16 protein-coding genes and 3 pseudogenes are annotated in these 19,080 nt (G+C 36.6%); 14 read left to right on the plus strand and 5 right to left on the minus strand.

Translation table 11 applies throughout. The annotated features are described in order from the left end of the window. Positions 1 to 272 precede the first annotated feature (272 nt). The 6 genes and pseudogenes from Q1A47_RS03580 to Q1A47_RS03605 all read left to right on the plus strand — a co-directional run bounded on the left by Q1A47_RS03580 (position 273) and on the right by Q1A47_RS03605 (position 9,833). Complete coding sequence (locus tag Q1A47_RS03580; protein ID WP_026682106.1) at positions 273 to 1,451, plus strand: multidrug effflux MFS transporter; 1,179 nt, start codon at positions 273 to 275, stop codon at positions 1,449 to 1,451. Between the two features lie 681 nt (positions 1,452 to 2,132). Continuing rightward, positions 2,133 to 6,055 (plus strand): annotated as a pseudogene (locus Q1A47_RS03585) (endo-alpha-N-acetylgalactosaminidase family protein); the annotation flags it as partial. A gap of 368 nt (positions 6,056 to 6,423) precedes the next feature. Continuing rightward, a complete protein-coding gene (locus Q1A47_RS03590) occupies positions 6,424 to 6,984 on the plus strand; it encodes a GNAT family N-acetyltransferase (RefSeq protein ID WP_166529863.1) in 561 nt (186 codons plus the stop codon). 83 nt (positions 6,985 to 7,067) lie between these two features. Beyond that, positions 7,068 to 7,991, plus strand: coding sequence for a helix-turn-helix domain-containing GNAT family N-acetyltransferase (locus tag Q1A47_RS03595; protein ID WP_166529862.1), 924 nt, complete (start codon positions 7,068 to 7,070; stop codon positions 7,989 to 7,991). A gap of 20 nt (positions 7,992 to 8,011) precedes the next feature. After that, a complete protein-coding gene (locus Q1A47_RS03600) occupies positions 8,012 to 9,265 on the plus strand; it encodes an MFS transporter (protein WP_166529861.1) in 1,254 nt (417 codons plus the stop codon). 379 nt (positions 9,266 to 9,644) lie between these two features. Next, positions 9,645 to 9,833 (plus strand): hypothetical protein, encoded by a 189-nt coding sequence (locus Q1A47_RS03605; protein WP_026682110.1) that lies wholly within the window; start codon positions 9,645 to 9,647, stop codon positions 9,831 to 9,833. 481 nt (positions 9,834 to 10,314) lie between these two features. Here the strand turns inward: Q1A47_RS03605 and Q1A47_RS03610 are convergent, their stop codons facing one another. Beyond that, complete coding sequence (locus Q1A47_RS03610) at positions 10,315 to 10,791, minus strand: GNAT family N-acetyltransferase (RefSeq protein ID WP_026682111.1); 477 nt, start codon at positions 10,789 to 10,791, stop codon at positions 10,315 to 10,317. A gap of 144 nt (positions 10,792 to 10,935) precedes the next feature. Between Q1A47_RS03610 and Q1A47_RS03615 the strand changes: the two genes are divergently transcribed. The 4 genes and pseudogenes from Q1A47_RS03615 to Q1A47_RS03630 all read left to right on the plus strand — a co-directional run. Next, on the plus strand, positions 10,936 to 11,370 hold the full coding sequence (locus Q1A47_RS03615; protein ID WP_026682112.1) for a MarR family winged helix-turn-helix transcriptional regulator: 435 nt from the start codon (positions 10,936 to 10,938) through the stop codon (positions 11,368 to 11,370). Positions 11,371 to 11,391: 21 nt separating this feature from the next. Beyond that, a complete protein-coding gene (locus tag Q1A47_RS03620) occupies positions 11,392 to 11,520 on the plus strand; it encodes a hypothetical protein (RefSeq protein WP_299630628.1) in 129 nt (42 codons plus the stop codon). After that, positions 11,517 to 11,900, plus strand: coding sequence for a VOC family protein (locus Q1A47_RS03625; protein WP_166529860.1), 384 nt, complete (start codon positions 11,517 to 11,519; stop codon positions 11,898 to 11,900). The genes Q1A47_RS03620 and Q1A47_RS03625 overlap by 4 nt, the downstream gene beginning before the upstream one ends. Positions 11,901 to 11,944: 44 nt before the next feature. Further along, positions 11,945 to 12,351, plus strand: a pseudogene (locus Q1A47_RS03630) (zinc ribbon domain-containing protein); the annotation flags it as partial. Between the two features lie 187 nt (positions 12,352 to 12,538). On the opposite strand, the gene Q1A47_RS03635 reads toward Q1A47_RS03630, so the two are convergent. Next, a complete protein-coding gene (locus tag Q1A47_RS03635) occupies positions 12,539 to 12,982 on the minus strand; it encodes a VOC family protein (RefSeq protein WP_166529859.1) in 444 nt (147 codons plus the stop codon). Positions 12,983 to 13,062: 80 nt separating this feature from the next. Here Q1A47_RS03635 and Q1A47_RS03640 point away from each other — a divergent pair, with 80 nt between their 5' ends. After that, positions 13,063 to 14,001, plus strand: coding sequence for a YafY family protein (locus tag Q1A47_RS03640; protein ID WP_026682115.1), 939 nt, complete (start codon positions 13,063 to 13,065; stop codon positions 13,999 to 14,001). 38 nt (positions 14,002 to 14,039) lie between these two features. Here Q1A47_RS03640 and Q1A47_RS03645 read toward each other — a convergent pair whose 3' ends face one another. From Q1A47_RS03645 to Q1A47_RS03655, 3 genes are read right to left on the minus strand one after another with little or no spacing between them, the layout of a single operon-like run. After that, positions 14,040 to 15,260 carry an amidohydrolase gene (locus Q1A47_RS03645; protein ID WP_026682116.1) on the minus strand — a complete coding sequence of 407 codons (1,221 nt, stop codon included), beginning with the start codon at positions 15,258 to 15,260 and terminating at the stop codon, positions 14,040 to 14,042. Positions 15,261 to 15,287: 27 nt separating this feature from the next. Continuing rightward, entirely contained in the window at positions 15,288 to 16,508 is a 1,221-nt protein-coding gene (locus Q1A47_RS03650) for an amidohydrolase family protein (protein ID WP_166529858.1), read from the minus strand. A gap of 24 nt (positions 16,509 to 16,532) precedes the next feature. Beyond that, on the minus strand, positions 16,533 to 17,129 hold the full coding sequence (locus Q1A47_RS03655) for an ankyrin repeat domain-containing protein (protein ID WP_026682118.1): 597 nt from the start codon (positions 17,127 to 17,129) through the stop codon (positions 16,533 to 16,535). Between the two features lie 296 nt (positions 17,130 to 17,425). Between Q1A47_RS03655 and Q1A47_RS03660 the strand changes: the two are divergent. The 3 genes and pseudogenes from Q1A47_RS03660 to Q1A47_RS03670 all read left to right on the plus strand — a co-directional run bounded on the left by Q1A47_RS03660 (position 17,426) and on the right by Q1A47_RS03670 (position 19,080). Beyond that, a pseudogene (locus Q1A47_RS03660) lies at positions 17,426 to 18,320 on the plus strand (LysR family transcriptional regulator). Positions 18,321 to 18,334: 14 nt separating this feature from the next. After that, a complete protein-coding gene (locus Q1A47_RS03665; protein WP_026682120.1) occupies positions 18,335 to 18,667 on the plus strand; it encodes a hypothetical protein in 333 nt (110 codons plus the stop codon). Positions 18,668 to 18,894: 227 nt separating this feature from the next. Further along, entirely contained in the window at positions 18,895 to 19,080 is a 186-nt protein-coding gene (locus Q1A47_RS03670; protein ID WP_026682121.1) for a hypothetical protein, read from the plus strand.

The following is a 19,080-nucleotide window of genomic DNA, read 5'->3' on the forward strand; positions in this document are numbered from 1 at the left end:
AGGTTAATAGATAACAATCCAAATATAAAAAGGGGAGAGTTAAATGAATACCTTTTAATTTGGGCTGTGACAAAACTAAAGAGGATAAAATAGCTCTTTCAAAAAAGGATAAAAACTCCTATAATATTATCAGACTATGCTCTCCTACTTTTATTGCATACGAAGGTGATTTAATAATGCTATTTTATAATCGTATATTAATAATGATACCGCCCTTCCCCTAGCTGGTCTCTTTGTTTTTAACATAGACCATGCTTGTAGGAGGGCAAAAAATGAAAAAATATACAGCACCATCTTTACTTTTAATGATTGTTCTGGTGGCTTTTCCACAAATTAGCGAAACAATCTATACGCCAGCTTTGCCGGATATTGCTAATGCGATTGGTGCTACAAATAATTCGGTGCAGTTAACCTTAAGTATTTACTTTATTGGTTTCGCCTTCGGGGTTTTCTGTTGGGGATGGGTCTCTGATTTAATCGGCCGGAGACCAGCAATGCTAAGTGGTTTAGTTTTCTATGGAATAGGAAGTGTGATGTGTTTTTATTCTGAAACCGTTACTTTCCTTCTTGTTAGCCGCTTCATTCAGGCTTTTGGGGCAGCTACTGGGTCAGTTATTACGCAAACCATTTTACGAGAAAGTATGTCTGGAAGTACAAGACATGTTATGTTTGCACAAATATCTGCAGTTATCGCTTTCACACCTGCAGTAGGTCCACTTATCGGTGGTTGGGTGGATCAGGAACTTGGGTTTAAGGCTGTCTTTTTAGTGCTTGTTATAATGAGTATTTTGTTGTTTATCTATGCTTTTTTCAGGCTACCGGAGACAACGAATGGTTTAACAAGAAAACGAGTCGCCATTTTGCCTGTTGCTAAACGAATTGTTTTTTCTCCACGTGTCTTTGTCTTTGGATTGCTAATTGGTGGTATAAACGGAATTTTGTTCAGCTATTATGCGGAAGCCCCCTTTATCTTTATGGAACACTTTCATATGTCTCCAGGTATGTTTGGTTTCCTAGGTATAATTGTGGCGTTGGCATCTATTATTGGAGCTATAATCTCAAGAAAATTATTAACCATATATCAGCCAGAGAGAATTATTCACCTTGGATGCTTCGTAATGATTGTAGGCTCTTTGTTATTAACATTGGCCGTTATTTTCACAGCTTCATTTAATCTAGCATTACTGCTAGGTATTTTAGTTGCAGTTTTTATCATGTTAATAGGAGCAGGTATTGCTTTACCAAACTGTTTGAGCCTTGCGCTTGTGGATTTTCAAGATGTTATAGGAACAGCCGGGGCAGTTTTCAGTTTAGGCTATTACATGTTAGTTAGTTTAGTAACGACGGGAATGAGTTTTCTTCATAATGGTTCATTGATTACGATGCCATTATATTTTTTGAGTATAAGTGTTGTTATGTGGGCACTTGGTAAAAAGTATATTTTGAGATAATAAAGAATTGAATTGAATTGAAGAGAAGCGCCTTGTTCCCAAGGTGTTTCTCTCTTTTTCTGTTTTAGTAACAAGTAATTAAACGGGATTAGGTAATTGGCTGCTTTTCAAATAAAAGATTCATAGAACTACTTCGCACTATCTCTTTAATGAACTAATAAATCTAATAATAAGCAATATTCATAAAAAATAGAACAACATCTTTGTTGTGAAAGCGTTTCAACAACGTTAACCTTAATTTGTAACCGTGCAATTGTAGGGAGGTTCCTGTTTTATCCCGCACATAATTGGCAGTAGTGAGGTTAAACAAAACCCCAACTGATTGAAGTTTCACTTTATGGAAATAAACCTACTTGTCCTCCCAATCTAATTTAAGTTATTAAAATAAAGGAGGTAAATGGATCAATGATAAAAAAATGTGCACAGAAAGTATGTACAGTGTTACTAGCATTTATGTTAACTGTTTCTTATCTAAGTATAATTAATCGCTCATCAGCTTATGCAGAAGGTTGGAATCAAGATACTTCTGCTGGAGATGAAACAACTGAAATCACACAGCAAAAGGGGAACAGCAACATGAGATCTGCAGTGGAGGAGAAAATTGGAAAAAAGGATGAAAATTCAAAAGAATCACCAAGCGGGGAGGGATTACAAACTATTGATTCTACTAGTAATCAGACAGAAATTAATGATGAGAACTTGGAAGAAGGGGACTTAGAAATTATTCAAGGTGACGGTACGATAACCTATCACGATGATGGGTCTGCAACATTTGGAATTACATCGAGCGGAAAAAATAAAATAGTCTATAAAAATATGGAAGAAATGAAAAATGGTATTTTTGAAGCAGACATTACATCAGATACAGATTTGAATCGTTTCGGAGTTATTTTTCGAGTACAAGATCCCTCTGCGTATACGTATGTGGGAACGGAGGATCAGAACAATCAGTACTTCCATGAGCTCTTCGGTCCAGTGAACAAATGGACTTCGCTAACGAAAGGGATGGCGATAGAGGCAGACCAAACATACCATTTGCGTGTACGATTTATTAATGATTCAGCAACGCTCTTCATTAATGATGAAAAAATAGGATCATGGACGCAGTCTGGTGGTGTAGATAAAGCGGGATTAATTGGCTTAGAGAAGAGCCGCGGAGCTGCTAATATTACGATTTCGAATGTGCATATGAAGGAGTACATGCCTCCAGATCCACCAGATCTAGAGCCAATAGAGCAGACAATAAGCTCAGATTATATGAATGTAACAATTGATGAAGTGTTTCCTAGAGTAATCAAATACTCTGTTGGTAACAGTGTAATGAATGGGCAGCTATCACCAGTTTATGGATTAAAAATAAATAATATGCTTTACTATCCTGAAGTAAGCTTTGAAAAGGTTAGTGATCAGGAAGTGATTTATACGCTAGCTGTTCAGGATGAGTTTGAGGACCTTGATGCTACGTTTACCCTTTCACTAAAAGTGAATGGCAATAAGGTTGTTTATAGCTTTGAGGAAATAAATAATAACGGGAATACCACCATTGAAACAATCGAATTTGCAGATATGAATTTTATCTCAGTAAATGCTTCGCAAGCTGATGCAAATGCTAAATTAACCAATCTCAGTAGTGATGTTACCAAGCCCGGTGATACGACTGTGAATGTAGACTCATCAATGGAGGAAATAGGAAGTTCAAAGGGGTACTATGCTGCCTTCCTGTCAACAAACGAACTAAGTGCAGGGGTATGGTCCAGTTCAGAAGTAGATGGCTACCATAACTTGATTGCCAACCGGTACGTAAATGGTAATGGTAATAAAGCGCTAGGTATTGCATCCAACGCTCTTTATTACCATAGGGAGTTTATGTCAGAACCATCCTCTAATAAGCCGACCATAAAAATTGCCATTGCAGAGGATTTAAACGCAGATAACAACGTAGATTGGCAGGACGGAGCAATTGCATACCGTGATATTATGCAGACGATTAAGGGATCGGAAAACGTAAACAATAATGTAGGCATGCGCATTGCCATGAATTTTGGCTCACAGACCCAGCAGCCATTTCTGAAAACGCTAGACAATGTTAAAAAGGTAGCACTTGCAACAGATGGATTAGGACAGGCTGTTCTGCTTAAAGGTTATGGAAATGAAGGACATGACAGTGCTCACCCAGATTACGGTGATATTGGCGAGCGTATGGGTGGTTCAATAGATTTAAACAAACTTATTGAAGAGGGTCATCAGTACAATGCGGAATTTGGTGTTCACATTAATGCCCAAGAAACGTATCCAGAAGCAGATGCTTTTAGTGACGATTTGATTAACGGTCCTAATGCCAAAGGGTGGGGGTGGTTAGACCAGTCATACACTATTGATAAATTGAAAGATTTGTACTCGGGTGCACGTGCTCAAAGATTGGATGAATTAAAAGCAGCCGCACCTGAACTTGATTTTATATACCTAGATGTTTGGTATCAGGATCAATGGGAGTCCGATCGGATTGCTGAGCAAATTGTGGACAGAGGGTGGAGGATGACAACAGAATTTGGTACAGCTGTTCCAAATTATTCCACATGGCAGCATTGGGCAACGGACAAAAATTATGGTGGCTCAGCAAGCAAGGGTATTAACTCTGAAGTGCTTCGTTTTATTAGTAATCATCAAAAAGATTCCTGGGTACTAAATTGGCCAGAAGTGGGAGGTACAGCGGATCATCCATTACTTGGTGGATTTGAGTTAGCTGGTTTTGAAGGATGGCAATCGGATAAGAACTTCGATCACTTCATTCGCATGACATTTGATACGAATTTACCGACGAAGTTTTTACAAAAATATTATGTAATGAATTGGGAAACAACAGAAGGTGACCCAACGAAAACCAATTTAGAAAAAGCAATCAAGTTAAAGGATCCAAGCAATGGAGATCAAGTTGAAGTGAGACGAAAAAATGATTCGAGAGAACGAATCATTCGTCTTAATGACAATGTCATACTTGACGGTCATACGTATTTGCTGCCATGGATCGAGCAGGATTTCGAGAAACCAACACCTGATTCTAATAAACTATATCACTGGAATTTGGAAGGTGGAGAGACTACATGGACACTTCCGAATGAATACGAGGATGCTGCGAGTCTAAAAGTTTATAAGCTAACAGATCAAGGTAGAACGGATATGCATGAGGTAGAGGTAGTTGATAATCAAATTACACTGAACGCGGAAGCAGCAACTCCTTATATTATTGTTGCTGGCGACGATCAACAAATAAAGGTTGAGGAATGGAGTACTGGTAACCATATTCATGATTCTGGGTTTAATACAGGGACAATTAAAGATAAGTTTACAAAGGTTAAAGGTGATAAGAAAGCTGTCAGTGTAAATAGAACAGACCAAGCAGAGGATGCTCGAAATTTAAGCAGTGGCGACTATTATTTGAATATGGACAGTCCGAAAAAAGAGACAATTGTAACTCGAACGATAACCGATTTAGAACCTGGAGCGGAATATGTAGCAGAAGTATATGTGGAGAACAATAGTGATGGGCAGGCTTCAATTTCTGTTATGGTGGCGTAGAGGAGGTTAGCAATTATACATTGCGTAGCTTACAAAAGAACTACGTAAAAGCTGATTCACATGCCACAAATGATGGATACAACAGTAATATGCAGCGGATGCAAGTAAGTTTTATCGCTGAAAGTGATACAGCTATATTATCGCTTGGCCGTGAAGCCGGGGAAGGGAATACAAGATTTGATGACATCCGAATTGTGCAAAGTTCATTGAATAATTACAGCTCACCAGGTGTATTTGAACAGGATTTTGAAACAGTTGTCCAGGGAATTTATCCTTTTGTTGTAGGTAATACAGAGGGTGCAGAAGATAACCGCATTCACTTGGCAGAGCTTCATACACCATATACACAAAAAGGTTGGGCAGGCAAAAAAATAGTTGATGATGTACTTGAGGGGAATTGGTCTCTGAAGGTGAATACCGGAAACAGTGGATTAGTATACCGAACTATTCCACAACACTTTCATTTTAAACCAGGTGTAACGTATAAAGTGAGCTTTGACTATCAAACAACTGCTGATTCGTATCGCTTCATCGTTGGTGACCAAGCGATTGATGTTCGAAATATCGACAAGGCAAATGGATTAACAACGAATGAATTACTCCCAGCATCTATAAAAACAAACACAGCAGAGTTTACCATTACTGGCTCAGAAAATGGTCAAACCTATATCGGTCTCTTTAATGATGGCACATCCGTAAATATGGACACTGGGGAAGGTACATTTATATTGGATAATCTTCGCATCGAGCAGGCAGTACCAGTATCAACAATAGCCGATTTACGTGCATTAGTTGACTATTATGATGAAATTGGTGCTTTTAAAAAGAAAAGCACTGTGCATGCTTTGAACATACATCTGACCGTGGTGGAACGATTTGAACAGAAAAAAGAAGAAGAAAAGATTGTGAAACACTTGAAAGGGTTTAAGCGGTTACTTGATCGACAAAAAGACAGAGGTTATATCACAAATGAAGCTTATGGTGGCCTTATTTCTGGTACCAACAGTTTAATTGGAAAATGGCAATAGAAGACGGATTTTTACATGAGCAATTTGTATAATTTGCTTAGGATTCATTTCTTATAAATTGGCTTTGCATGCTTATTTTTATTTATATTAATTAAGGGGCTGGCATAAATGGCTTATAAGGAAAGCTTTTACTTGTGGAACACCAATTGAAGCTTTGGCAATACAATATTATTTATCTACAGAAACGGTTAAAAAAATAGTCTATTCTAGATGAATGAAAGGCACTGACAAATCACTTGTTAGTGCCTTTCATGATGTCAAAAACGTTTCATCATTGTTTTAGGCATAGCTATTTATAAAACGATCTATTTAAATAGAAGATAAGTTGATATGGTTAAGTAAAAATTATCAAAGAAGGGGTTATAAACATGATCAAAGGAAGTTATGTATACATAAGACCTATCTGTGATAGTGATATGGAAAGTATATTTAAGGGATGCCAAGAGGATGAAGGGTTATACATGACTGGCACACGTAACGTATTTACAATGGAGGAGGTGGTTAATGCTTATAAAAGCTTTAGCCAAGATGAGACGCGTCATGATTTAGCTATTTGTTTATTAGAAAATGGCCAAATTATAGGTGATTTATCGATTCAAGAAATTGATGAACATAATAAAAAGGCAATGTTTAGAATAGCGCTTCATAGTAAGGACAACTATGGAAAAGGGTATGGGACAGAAGCTACACGGCTTGCACAAAAATTTACATTTGAGGAATTAAACTTAAATCGCTTAGAGCTGCAAGTCTTCTCACATAATATTCGTGGCATAAAGTCTTATGAAAAAGCTGGCTTTCAAAAAGAAGGCATTTTAAGACAATCCTTATATTTGAAGAATACATATTCGGATGAAATTATTATGAGCATGCTTTACGAAGATTATGTAGCTAACTTGAGGTTCTACGAAGAGGGAGAAAAAAATAAATAATTGACTAAAGCAAGTATTTTGTTTAAAATTATGAAATAATTATGTATTTAATAAATTATTAGACTTTGGAAGAGGTGTGCAATATGAATAATGAACAAAATGAATGTGGTTTTGAGTTACGGAAATTCAACCGGTTTTACACAGAAATTCTAGGCTTTTTAAATGAACATATCTACGATAGTCCTTTTTCTTTAACGGAAACTCGTATTTTATTTGAGATTTATAACACTAGAAATTGTACAGCTAAACATATTCAAGAAAAATTAGATTTAGATGGTGGTTATGTAAGTAGAATTATTAAAAAATTCGAAATGGAAAAAATGATTTATAAGCAAAAATGTAAAGATGATGGTCGTAATTATCATCTATATGTCACGAATCATGGAGAATTAATATACAAAGAGCTGGAGAAGAAGGCTAATCAGCAAGTGGGATATATTCTTGAAGGTTTGGAAGATGGTCAAAAACGAAAGCTGATTTCTTCAATGAATACGATACAAGAAATTCTTTCTCATTCATTTCAAGATAAAGAAGAAGCCGTTACTATCCGGAGCTATTATACTTCGGAAGATATAAAAAACATGATTGAACAGCAATGGTTATTTTATAGCCAAGTATACAAATGGGATAAAAGTTTTTTAGCATATCTTCATGAGACCTTTGACTCTGAAATAGAAAGGATCTGGATAGCGGAAAGTTGTGGACAGTTTGCAGGCTGTATTGGTTTAGTAAATGATGGAAGCGAGACCGGACAGTTAAGGTGGTTCCTAGTAAATCCAGCATTTCAAAAAAAGGGAGTGGGCACTCAACTTATTAAATCTTTAGTTCAATATTGCAAAGAACATAATTTTGAACGAATTTTTCTTTGGACGGTTAGTGATATGGTAACTGCCAGACCATTATATAAAAAATTTGGATTTGAAATAACAGCAGAAAAAGAAGAAAAATCATTGTGGGGATCTACTTTAATAGAAGAACGTTGGGATTTAGATCTAAGGACCAAATAATTATTTTTTTAGGAGAAGATATGAAGATAAAATTTCATTATGGTTGGATTATCGTTTTTGTGACATTTTTAACTTTTTTAGCTGTTCAAGGTGTACGCCTTTCATTTGGTGCTTTTGTAGAACCATGGGAATCTGAATTTTCAATGGATAGAGGAACAATTTCCCTTATTTCAACTTTAAGCTTTATTGTTTATGGACTTTCCCAACCAATCATTGGCAGGCTAGTTGATAAATTAGGTGCTCGTATTATTTTATCCTTCAGCACTTTTCTAGTAGGAATAAGTATTTTACTTACTTCTTTTGTACATCACCCTTGGCAGTTATTTTTTCTTTATGGAATTATGGTTTCTCTTGGTGTAGGAGGAGCCTCTAATGTAGCTGCAACAGTGGTTGTAACTAATTGGTTTAATGAAAAGCGTGGCCTTGCATTTGGGATTATGGAAGCAGGTTTTGGTGCTGGTCAAATGTTTCTTGTTCCAGGTTCTCTCATGTTAATCCATTGGTTTAATTGGAAAATGACTGTTATTATTTTAGGTGCTTTTTTAATTTTCGTTGTCTTTCCAATTGTCCTTTTAATTTTACGAAATCATCCTAAAGAAAAGGGGTTATCCCCTATTGGCGGGGAAGTTATTGAAGAAGACATAGACGCAAAGAAAGCTTTAAATACAAACCTTTCGATATGGCAAGTATTTCTAAAAAGAGAATTTTGGTTCTTAATTTTACCTTTTGCTATTTGTGGTTTTACTACCACAGGATTAATGGATACACACCTAATTCCATTTTCACATGATCATGGTTTTTCAACAAGTGTCACTAGTGCAGCTATAAGTATACTTGCTGGATTTAATATTTTAGGAATCTTAATATCTGGTGTAGTAGCTGATCGTTGGAGCAGTCGGAAAATGTTATTCTTTCTATATGTAGTTAGAGCAATATCAATTTGTATTCTATTATATAGTCATAATTCTGGTTTACTAATTGTTTTTGCAGTGCTATTTGGATTAGTTGATTTTGCAACTGTAGCTCCTACTCAATTATTGGCTACTCAATATTTTAAAGAATATTCCATTGGATTTATCTTAGGATGGTTATTTCTAAGTCATCAAATAGGATCAGCATTAGGTGCTTATTTACCAGGGCTGTTTTATAGTGAGACAGGTAGTTATAACATTTCCTTTTACTTATCAATTGTTATTTTAGTAGGAGCAGCTATATTAAACCTTTTATTACCTGAACCTATGAAGTATGCTAACAAAACTAAAACCTTAGTGTAGGTCAATAAGTTGAAATTAAATAGGTGTTGTATTTTTGGTTAACTGACGATGTCTAGTCATCTTTGTTATATTCCCAAGTATAGCTTCAAGAATTTTTCTTAGTTCATTCAAGAATAGCTACGTAACCAAAAAATAATTCAGCCTTTTTATAAAACGATTAAATATAGTTAAATGAAATAAATAAGATTACTGTTGTCAGTACTTGATTTCGCTTTTTTGTTGATAGTGGGCCACCTCTTTCAATTTTGAGTGTTTTTATTCATTCTAGTTCGTGTTTTTTTCACAATGACCCCATGTTTCGTATAATAGTAGCGTTTTGGGAAAAGGTGAAACTTAATTAATTAAAGGACGTAATACAAAATAAAGGGAGGTATATTCAATGGATTGGATAATAAGAATTGTTATACTCATTGCTTTTGTGCCTTTTATAATGTATTTTGTTGCTTTAGGAAAAAATGTTCGGAAAACAGAAAAGGATTACAATCGAGATATGACATATGAGTTAAATCCCTTTACTGGTACGAAAATGCCTGTAAATGACCATGACATAAAAAATAACGGTGACTGAAGAAAAAGAAGTACAGATTTGGATATACTACTATATAAAAATTTCTTTAAAGAAACGGCAGGAATAGCTGTTAAGCTTTAATCAAAACAAAAGCCAGTATTATTTGTAGAGTAGTTTAAAAAGATGGTGTGAAAACTATATATTCATCCCATCTTTTATTCTAGTCTAGGAAATTATAAAAGTGCCCATGTGGATATGGGCGTGTTGGGCGGCGTCCAGCACAGCACCCAGAAACTAGAGGACTTCACGAATCGTCCTAATCTAAATCATCATCGGCTCGCAAGCACACCGTGATTAATTATCTCCGTTGACTCGCTCCAGTCGCTACGTTTCTAATCGGGCACTTGCGCTTTTGTTTATCCCGCATATAACTAGCAGTAAGCCCCCCGTTAATTGAAGTTTCACTTTATGAAAGAACACTTCTTTGGTAATGATTGAAATTTATGGATGTATATAGCATTAAAAAGAAGTTTATTAATAACTAATTCAAATCTCTTATATACCACGCATTCATGGCGGAATGGTCAGAACCAGACAGTGGTTCATCCAAAAGAGAGAATCCAAATTTTTTATATAATATACATGCAGCTGTTAATTCATGTTGTGTTTCTAAGTAGCACTTTGAATAATGTTTAGATGCAAATGATAGAGCTGTTTCCATCAGGTTCCTTGCAAATCCTAAACCTTGCGTTTTTGGACTTACGTAGAGCTTTTGCAATTCGCAAACATGGTCATGTTCGTTAAACGGTGCTATACCAATTCCGCCAACAACTTCTCCTTCCATTTCTACCACCCAATAGTTCGCATGTTTTAACTCCGTATAATATTGGTGAAGATCGTTAAGTTGAGGGTCAAAATAAGCTGTACCAGGAATCGCTAAACCAAGTGATTTTAGTGAATCCTGTATGATCTTTTTTATTTGTGCATTGTCTTCTTGTTTAATTTCTCGAATAATCATATAATACCCCCTCCAAATAGTTCTCATTAAAGATTACGAAAGATTGTTAAACTGTTCTCCCCTTAAAAAGTTGACTAAGTCAACATTTCAAGGGTATAGTTATAGTATTATTAAAAGTGGACAAAGTCAACTAAAGGAGAACGTATGGATAAAGAAATTATTTATGATATCAGGCAATTCAATCGATTTTATACAAAGGTACTTGGTTTATTTAATAACCACATTCTAGATACAGATTATTCATTAACCGAGGCACGCATATTATTCGAAATTAGCGAAGAAACTGAATGTATTGCGAATAATCTCGTTCAAAAACTTAATATGGATAAAAGCTATATGAGCAGGATTTTGCGTAAATTAGAGAAGGAAGCATTAATAGAGAAAAAAAGCTCAGCAAGAGACAATAGAAAAAACTTTCTCTTTTTAACAAAAAAAGGAGAGGAACAGCTAGCTAAAATTAATATTCAGTCAGATCAACAAATAAATCAATTGTTTAGCGGACTATCTGAAAGTGAGATACATGAAATTCATACTTCGATGATGGTTATAAAAGAAAAATTAAATAAATATAATTTTTGAGGCTATGGAAACTGAATGGAAGTGGATAAGGAGTGTATATTTATTAGTCCTCCATTTATTCATGCAGTTCTAGATGAAATGAAAAGGATATTTGCGATGAATGTAGAAATAAATAAGGAGATGATAACAGATACGGAGGTAATAGAATGATTAATAAAGTAGGGCAGCTCATGCTGTATGTAAATAATCAAGATGAAGCAGTGCGTTTTTGGAGAGAAAAGGTAGGTTTTCAGGTCATTACTGATGAAAATAATGGTCAGGGAATGAGATGGATTGAGATTGCTCCAACAATGGAAGCCGAAACAAGGATAGTACTTCATGATAAAAGCGTTATTGCAAAAATGGAGCCTGAATTAAATCTCGATACACCTTCCTTGATGTTTTTTACTGACAATCTAGAAAAGCTATATAAGGATTTATCTAGCAAAGGCGTCACAGTTGGTGAAATGGTAAATATGCCTTCGGGAAAAGTCTTTAACTTTGCAGATAGTGAAGAAAATTATTTTGCAGTAATGGAAAAAAACGAATAACTGTTGCTATGAAATTAGGCATTGAACAGGACAATTTGATCCATGAGTAAGTACAGCTGTTCAAGATGCGAGCAATTCCTTCGGAGTACAACATCAAATCTTGTACCTTGTCTATGACTTCATCAGGAAAATACTATATTTCTATTCTTACAGAGTACGAGAAGGAGATAAAAAGGAAGGAAATTGAAAAAGTTGTTGGCTTAGATTTTTCAATGGATGGGGAATGTTCACTTCTTTCTTACAGTACAAACTAAAAGAACAAGGGAAACAACTCGAACAAGTTTGATAAATGGTTCCCATCTACCAAACTTGTTCGAGTTGCGGAAATACCCAACCAATGCCTATAGAAATTAGAACTTACGCTTGTTCGTGTGGGCTAAATCCCGAAAGAGATTATAATTCAGCTCTCCATATCAAAAAAGAAGGCATTCGCTTATTAGCAAGTGCCTAATGAAAATATAAACTCTTGTAACAAGAGGGTTAGCTTGGTCCATTTCGTCAGCTACCAAAAGTGGCGATTACCCAAGAAGCCCCCACTTCAAGCAACCCGTAAGGGTGGTAAGTGGTGGGAGTAGTTCACTATACTGATTTCGTTATGTTCCATCCTCATTAGGTTTAGTCGCGTAGGCTTTAGAAGTCTAAAATTCATGTTTCGTTACGGCTAATTGAATAATCACTCCAAAGGGATCTCTTACAATACCATATCCAGAACTAAATGCATTTTTTTCAAAGGGTATTAAAATGTGGACGTCTTCATGCTTTAGAAGATTTGCATAGATAGTATAAATCGCGTTATAGTCCTTTGCTTGAACACATAAAGACGAGCTGTTATTTAACTGCCAGGAGCGGGTTTGATCCATTGCTTCCTCGGCAATCATCAGCTTGTTCGATCCAATTTGTAAGACAGAATGTGTAATATAGTCCTCTTGCCCTTTTGCGTACGTAAACTTTGGGTCCATGTCCTTCATTTCTTTATAAGTTTTTTTGAATAGAACCGTAGCCTCTAAATATTGCTCATAAAATGCAATTGCTCTTGCTCCTTGTCCGTTTAAAGATAGGAAAGGAATAACCTCAACATTCATTGAAATGCCTCCTTCGTTTGTTATACTGATGAGTATATAGAATAAAGGTGACAACTATTGGCACTATTAAGGGGGATTTTATGAAAAAAAGTGAGCGCTTAAATCAAATGCTTCGTTTCGTTAATCAACGGCAACGTTTTACACTAAAAGATGTCATCAATGAATTTCAAATTTCGAAACGGACTGCACTTCGAGATATAGCTTCACTTGAGGAGATGGGCGTACCTTTATACGCCGAATATGGGAGATACGGCGGATACCGTTTAGTAAAACCAATTACTTTGCCGCCGATTTCATTTTCAAGTCAAGAAGTGTTCGCGCTTTATTTTGCCATGCAGGCACTACAGAGCTTTACGAGTACGCCATTTGAAATATCCTATCGTTCCGTTCATGAAAAGTTTTTAGAAGGACTCACGACAAAACAGCGAAAGCAAATAGATAGCTTGCAAAAACGAGTCGCATTCTTTCATGCAGAGCAGCTACATGAATGTGCTTATTTAGAAGAGCTTCTATTAGCTTCGACTAATAATCAAATTTTGTCGATAGTCTATACCACAGAAAAGCAGACGACAATTCGCCGTATTCAACCTATTTCTATCTATGCTATGAAGGGCTATTGGTATTGCCAATCTCTTGATTTGAATAAAAAAGCGTATCGTGTCTTTCGCTGTGATCGGATAAAGTCAATAGAGGTAGTGGAGGATGTGGATATGATAGACGTAGAAGGTATCACTATAGAAAATGCACATGTTTTCTGGAAGCCTACAGATCAAGCTATTCCGTTTAAATGTGAGATAACAAAAACAGGCATCGAGCAATTCATACAGAGCCAGTTCCCCTCTATGAAAATAAAAGAAGAACATAATGATTATTATTTGGTCGGAACTTATGAGCCTACTGAAGTAGACTTTATCATTCGTTACCTAGCTAGCTTTGGAAAAACCATACGAATTGTTGAGCCTGTTTCGTTAAAAGAGCAACTAAAGGCGTATTATTTAGATTTAATTAATTATATATAAAGTAGGAGATTTTTTGGATGTAACAAGGGTGTTCCTGCTTAAAAAGTACCTGATACAATTTCTCCTTTAAACATCGTTGCTGCTCGCTGTGATCTTCTAGCTACTGCTTCAGCAGAACAGCTTGCGTCCACAAAAACCATATTCGCATCATCTCCAAGGCAAGGCCATATTTGCTTACCTTCAAGATTTAACGGTGTTTTGCCATCCGTAATATAGGAAAGTGTTTGTGCGAGTGCGGGTTCATCTATCCACGTAAAGATTTCTGCTAATCGTCCCGCTCGTTCTAATATATCGCCATTTCCAAATGGTGACCAAACATCAAAAATATTATCACAGCCAACTGCAACCGGCACATCTTTACTGTGTAATAAGTCAACAGGTGGAACTCTTCGATTAATGGGAACACTTGTAATAATGGTTATTCCTGCTTCAGCCAATTGCTCTGCTACTTCCATTGCCTCCGAAGGAGAGATTTCACCGAGACCAAATGCATGGCTAATAGCAACCTTACCTTGTAAACCGGCCTCCTTGGTTAGCTCTGCTAATCTTTTCATAGTGAAGATACCTAAATGGTCTGGATCATGTAAATGTAAATCGATACCTGCGTTACCTTCGACAGCAAGCTCGACCATGGCTTGTAAAGATGCTTCAATATCACCATCCACTGTCGCAGGATCAACTCCTCCTACAAACTGAGCACCTTGCTTTAAAGCTTCTCTAACTAAATGTTGTACACCTGAACGTAATAATCCATGTTGTGGAAATGCAACAATCTCAGACGTTAATTTTCCTGCAAAAGCTTGTAATATCTTCTGAACTTCTTCAAAGTGCTTTAGGCCAATTTCTGGATAAATATCTACATGGGTACGTACATGTGTAACACCATACATTAAATAGCGATTCAATAATTTTTCTGCTCTTTCTTGAATGGTCGTATCTAAAGTTTGTCGTGTTTCTTTTTCTAGTTTAAGTCGATCAAAAATAGTAGGCGCGGGGGTTGCTGAATGCCATTGGTCACCTAGTAAGGTCTTATCTAAATGACAATGTTGTTCAACAAAAGATGGTAGCATTAACAAGTGATTTACATCTTTTTTGGGAAGATGCTCAGGCAGTGATTCATTAGCAGATATAATTTTAGCGATTCTTCCGTCACAAATCTTGAGGTGAAATGCTTCCGTTTTGGTACCTGTAATTGAATTATTAGTAACCTGATAGCCAGTTTCCAATCTAGCATTGGTTAGCCAAAAAGTAGAACTCATATTTTTTCTATCCTTTCTCTTTAACGATTACATTGCTCCTGCAACAATCTTACCTTTATATAAAACTGCTATTCGTTGCGCTCTCCTAGCAACGGCTTCGGCAGAACAGCTTGCATCTACAAAGACAAAGTTAGCATCGTCCCCAGCTTTTGGCCAAATCATCTCTCCATTTTGATTTAATGGCGTGATTCCTCCAGTAATAAAGCCTAGCGCCTGCCCAAGTGATTGCTCGTCTTTGAGATGAAAGCGTTCGGCAAGTGTTCCTACCTTTTCTAGGCTGTCTCCTTTTCCAAAGGGAGACCAGTGATCGATGATACTATCGTCACCAAGTGATACCGCTACTCCTTTTTCTTGTAAAAGCGGGATTGGGATGGTTCTTCCAAGGGGTACAGAAGAGGTGATTGAAATACCATGGTGTGCTAATAAAGCTGCGACCTCACTTACCTCTTCAGTTGCTATGTCTGCAAGAGCTAAGGCATGGCTAATAGTGACTCTTCCCTGCCAACCAGCTTCCTCCGTTACTGCTGCCAATCGCCTACATGTAAAAATACCAAGGTGACCAGGATCATGCAAATGTATGTCTATATCTGCATTAGCCTCAATTGCAAGGTCGAACACAGTTTGTAACGATTTCTCAATATGATTATCAATCGAGGCAGGATCGATACCACCTACGAGTGAAGCTCCAGTTTTTAACGCTTCTCTCATGAGAGATACGGCATCGCTACGTAATAGCCCGTGCTGTGGGAAAGCAACGATCTCCACAGAAGCTTTATCTTTGAACGTTTCTAGTGCTCTTAGCGTCGCTTCTAAATTATTAAGACCAATAATTGGATCGACATTACAATGTGTACGAATATGAGTGGATCCTGACTGCAGTAAGAGGTTGATTAATATTCCTGCTCTTTCTTCGACCACAGGTAGTAATTGGCGAAGTAATGTTTCCTCTTCTTCAAGTCTTGTCCATATCCCTTTGGTTGCCAGTGTTGGTGCTCTCCAATTACCCCCATAGTAAGTTTTGTCGATATGAATATGCATATCTCTGAATGCTGGTAGCATTAAATAATGCTTTGCATCGTGCCTTGGGACGTTCGTATCCAAAGGAATATTTGCTGGGATTATTTTATTAACCTTTCCATCTACAATACGGATATGAAAATGTTCTGTCTCCGTACCGATAATCATGCTATTTCCATAGCGGTAGCCCGTTTCTAATCGGACATTTGTTAACCAATAATCATTTTTCACTTCTTAATTCCTCCTCTCTTGATATTAATTAGCTGACTTTGCATTGCTTAGAATAGCTACTATATCTTGATATCCGTTATTCTGTGCATGTTGTAGAGCGGTAATTCCCTCTCTATCTCCCATATCAATGTCGGCACCATGATCAACTAATAGTTTTACAATATCTTGATGATCCTCTCCACCGTCACCTAGTATTACCGCCTCTAACAAGGCTGTCCAATGTAGATTATTAATATGGTTAACATCGGTATCCGAATGAGTCAGCAGTTCTTTAACGATATTGACATGGCCGCGTTCTGCTGCTGGGATCAGTGCTGTTCCACCAAATCGGTTTGTGAGATTGGTATCTGCTCCTGCTTCGATGGAGAGTTTTACAATTTCCAATAATCCTTCTGCTCCAGCATATAGAAGCACATTATTTAGGCTATCATCACGAATATCAATATCAGCACCTTGATTAATTAGGAGCTTTACTGTTTCTACTCTATTATGATAGGTGGCTGCAAGCACAGGTGTAGTTCCGCTTCTGTTTGTTGCATCGATGTTAGCGCCAGCTTTAAGCAGTTTTAGAACCTCGTTCGTATTTCCTTTCTCAGCTGCATCAAATAATTGTCGATTCAATGTGTTCACCTTCTTTTCTGTGGAGTGATGGTTGGAGGAACTTGGAAATTCATGGCATCCAATTAGCAGAAAGAAACATAATATTAGGATAAATCGATACATGAATATAACTCCTTTTTCCTTTTATCCCGACATATAACTGGTAGTAAGCTCCTCACTTGGGGGATAAACAAAACCCCCACTGAAGTAAGTTTCACTTTATACTTTTTATGCTACCATGGTGTTAGTTATATGAAAAATATTTAAAAAATTAATTTTACTTAACTTTTTCATATAATAAAAGTGGAGGTGTTAAAATGGATATTAGACAGTTGCGATATTTTATAGCGATTGTAGAGGAAAAAAAGATCTCTGCCGCTGCTGAAAGACTTCATATTTCCCAGCCACCATTAAGCCAGCATTTAAAAGCGATGGAAGAGGAGTTGGGTTCAAAATTAGTAGAAAGAAGTGGCAAGTTTTTTGAGGTAACCGAGGCAGGAAAAGCACTCTATAAATATGCCTTACGAATGAACCAATTAATGGAAGAGGCAAAAATGGAAGTGAAGGATGTAGGACGTGGATTATATGGAACGTTGACGATCGGTATCAATACCTTTTCTTTTGCCGGTCTCGCGGACATTCTTCGTCAATTTAAAAGACAATATCCGAATGTTACTTATAAAATTCAACAAAATGAATCGTTGCATCTTTGTAAATTAGTTAGGGATCGTAAGGTAGAACTAGCGATTATTCGTTTACCGCTTGATATGGATGATTTCTCTGTTGTTCATCTTCATGCAGAACCGTTTTATTTTATCACATCGAATAAGCATAATGTATTCACACATGAAGTATCGTTTGATGAACTTGAACATTATCCTTTACTACTACCAAGTACAGAAGGGTTAGGTGTGCATTATTTAATTATAGAGGCTTTTTCTCGATGTCAACTACAGCCAAATATGGTTGGTGAATGCTCGGATATTACCTTGTTAATGGATTTAATTTCATCTGATTTTGCTACATCTATTGTACCAGAGACCTTACTTAAACAGCATAGCGGATACCCGATACATGCTTATAATCTCTGATGCAGTTGGTTTATCTGGATCGGTAGGTTTAATATGGTTAAAGAATCATGAATTGTCGAAGACTGCGCAAAATTTTGTCCAAATGATAGAACAACAAAACACGAATCGTGCAAAGGAATAAGGAGGTTTATATATATGAGATGCTGTTGTGAAAATGGGAAAATAGATCATTTGAAAATGGAAGGTGATGAGGGTGCAGATCCGTTCTGGTGCAAAAAATGCGGCTGCAATCTTGATATAGAGGATATACCCATATCAGGAGAATTAACGAAAGAATTAACGCTTTGGATAGCAGCATATGGGAATTGGATAGATTGGGAAAACGATAAGTTGCGAATAGACGCAATTGAACTTGAGAAAAGATTTAATCAAACAGGTGTAAGATTAATGGAATGTGTAAAGAAGGAGCTTGGAAGCTCTTATACCATCGAATTTATTCCATCAACAACCGTAGTGATGTATTCATAGACGTTTTAAGCAGAGGGGAAGAAGAGATTCAACGCGTTATCCATTCTTTGTTTAGTTAGTTTGCGATAAATATAAATATATAAATACTTTCCTTAACGATTCAGTTGCATTCCGAATTAGGGATGCTTTTTCTTTTTGATATCCGAGTATTATCTGTGTTTCTTGAGGAATATCTTCACAAGAATTGGAGAAACTAACCACGAATATTGCTGAAAGGAGTTTATGCCATGAATCAATTAACGCAGACGGAATTAGAGAACCTTCGAAAAATGATCGGCGAGCATGGAATGATAGCCAATAAGTTAGAGACCTACGCTCAATCAGCGACCGATCAAGAATTAAAGTCCATGTTACTTCAAGACGCTCAAGCAGCTAGACAAGCACAGCAACAACTTTTACCATTTTTACAATAG

Source organism: uncultured Virgibacillus sp. (assembly GCF_947495635.1).
Taxonomy (GTDB): Bacteria; Bacillota; Bacilli; order Bacillales; family Amphibacillaceae; genus Virgibacillus; species Virgibacillus salarius.

Bases quoted from the DNA above. Each gene is read 5' to 3' on its own strand.
- Q1A47_RS03580 (WP_026682106.1), top strand. From the start codon at position 273: ATGAAAAAATATACAGCACCATCTTTACTTTTAATGATTGTTCTGGTG.
- Q1A47_RS03590 (WP_166529863.1), top strand. From the start codon at position 6,424: ATGATCAAAGGAAGTTATGTATACATAAGACCTATCTGTGATAGTGAT.
- Q1A47_RS03595 (WP_166529862.1), top strand. From the start codon at position 7,068: ATGAATAATGAACAAAATGAATGTGGTTTTGAGTTACGGAAATTCAAC.
- Q1A47_RS03600 (WP_166529861.1), top strand. From the start codon at position 8,012: ATGAAGATAAAATTTCATTATGGTTGGATTATCGTTTTTGTGACATTT.
- Q1A47_RS03605 (WP_026682110.1), top strand. From the start codon at position 9,645: ATGGATTGGATAATAAGAATTGTTATACTCATTGCTTTTGTGCCTTTT.
- Q1A47_RS03610 (WP_026682111.1), bottom strand. From the start codon at position 10,791: ATGATTATTCGAGAAATTAAACAAGAAGACAATGCACAAATAAAAAAG.
- Q1A47_RS03615 (WP_026682112.1), top strand. From the start codon at position 10,936: ATGGATAAAGAAATTATTTATGATATCAGGCAATTCAATCGATTTTAT.
- Q1A47_RS03625 (WP_166529860.1), top strand. From the start codon at position 11,517: ATGATTAATAAAGTAGGGCAGCTCATGCTGTATGTAAATAATCAAGAT.
- Q1A47_RS03635 (WP_166529859.1), bottom strand. From the start codon at position 12,982: ATGAATGTTGAGGTTATTCCTTTCCTATCTTTAAACGGACAAGGAGCA.
- Q1A47_RS03640 (WP_026682115.1), top strand. From the start codon at position 13,063: ATGAAAAAAAGTGAGCGCTTAAATCAAATGCTTCGTTTCGTTAATCAA.
- Q1A47_RS03645 (WP_026682116.1), bottom strand. From the start codon at position 15,260: ATGAGTTCTACTTTTTGGCTAACCAATGCTAGATTGGAAACTGGCTAT.
- Q1A47_RS03665 (WP_026682120.1), top strand. From the start codon at position 18,335: ATGAGATGCTGTTGTGAAAATGGGAAAATAGATCATTTGAAAATGGAA.
- Q1A47_RS03670 (WP_026682121.1), top strand. From the start codon at position 18,895: ATGAATCAATTAACGCAGACGGAATTAGAGAACCTTCGAAAAATGATC.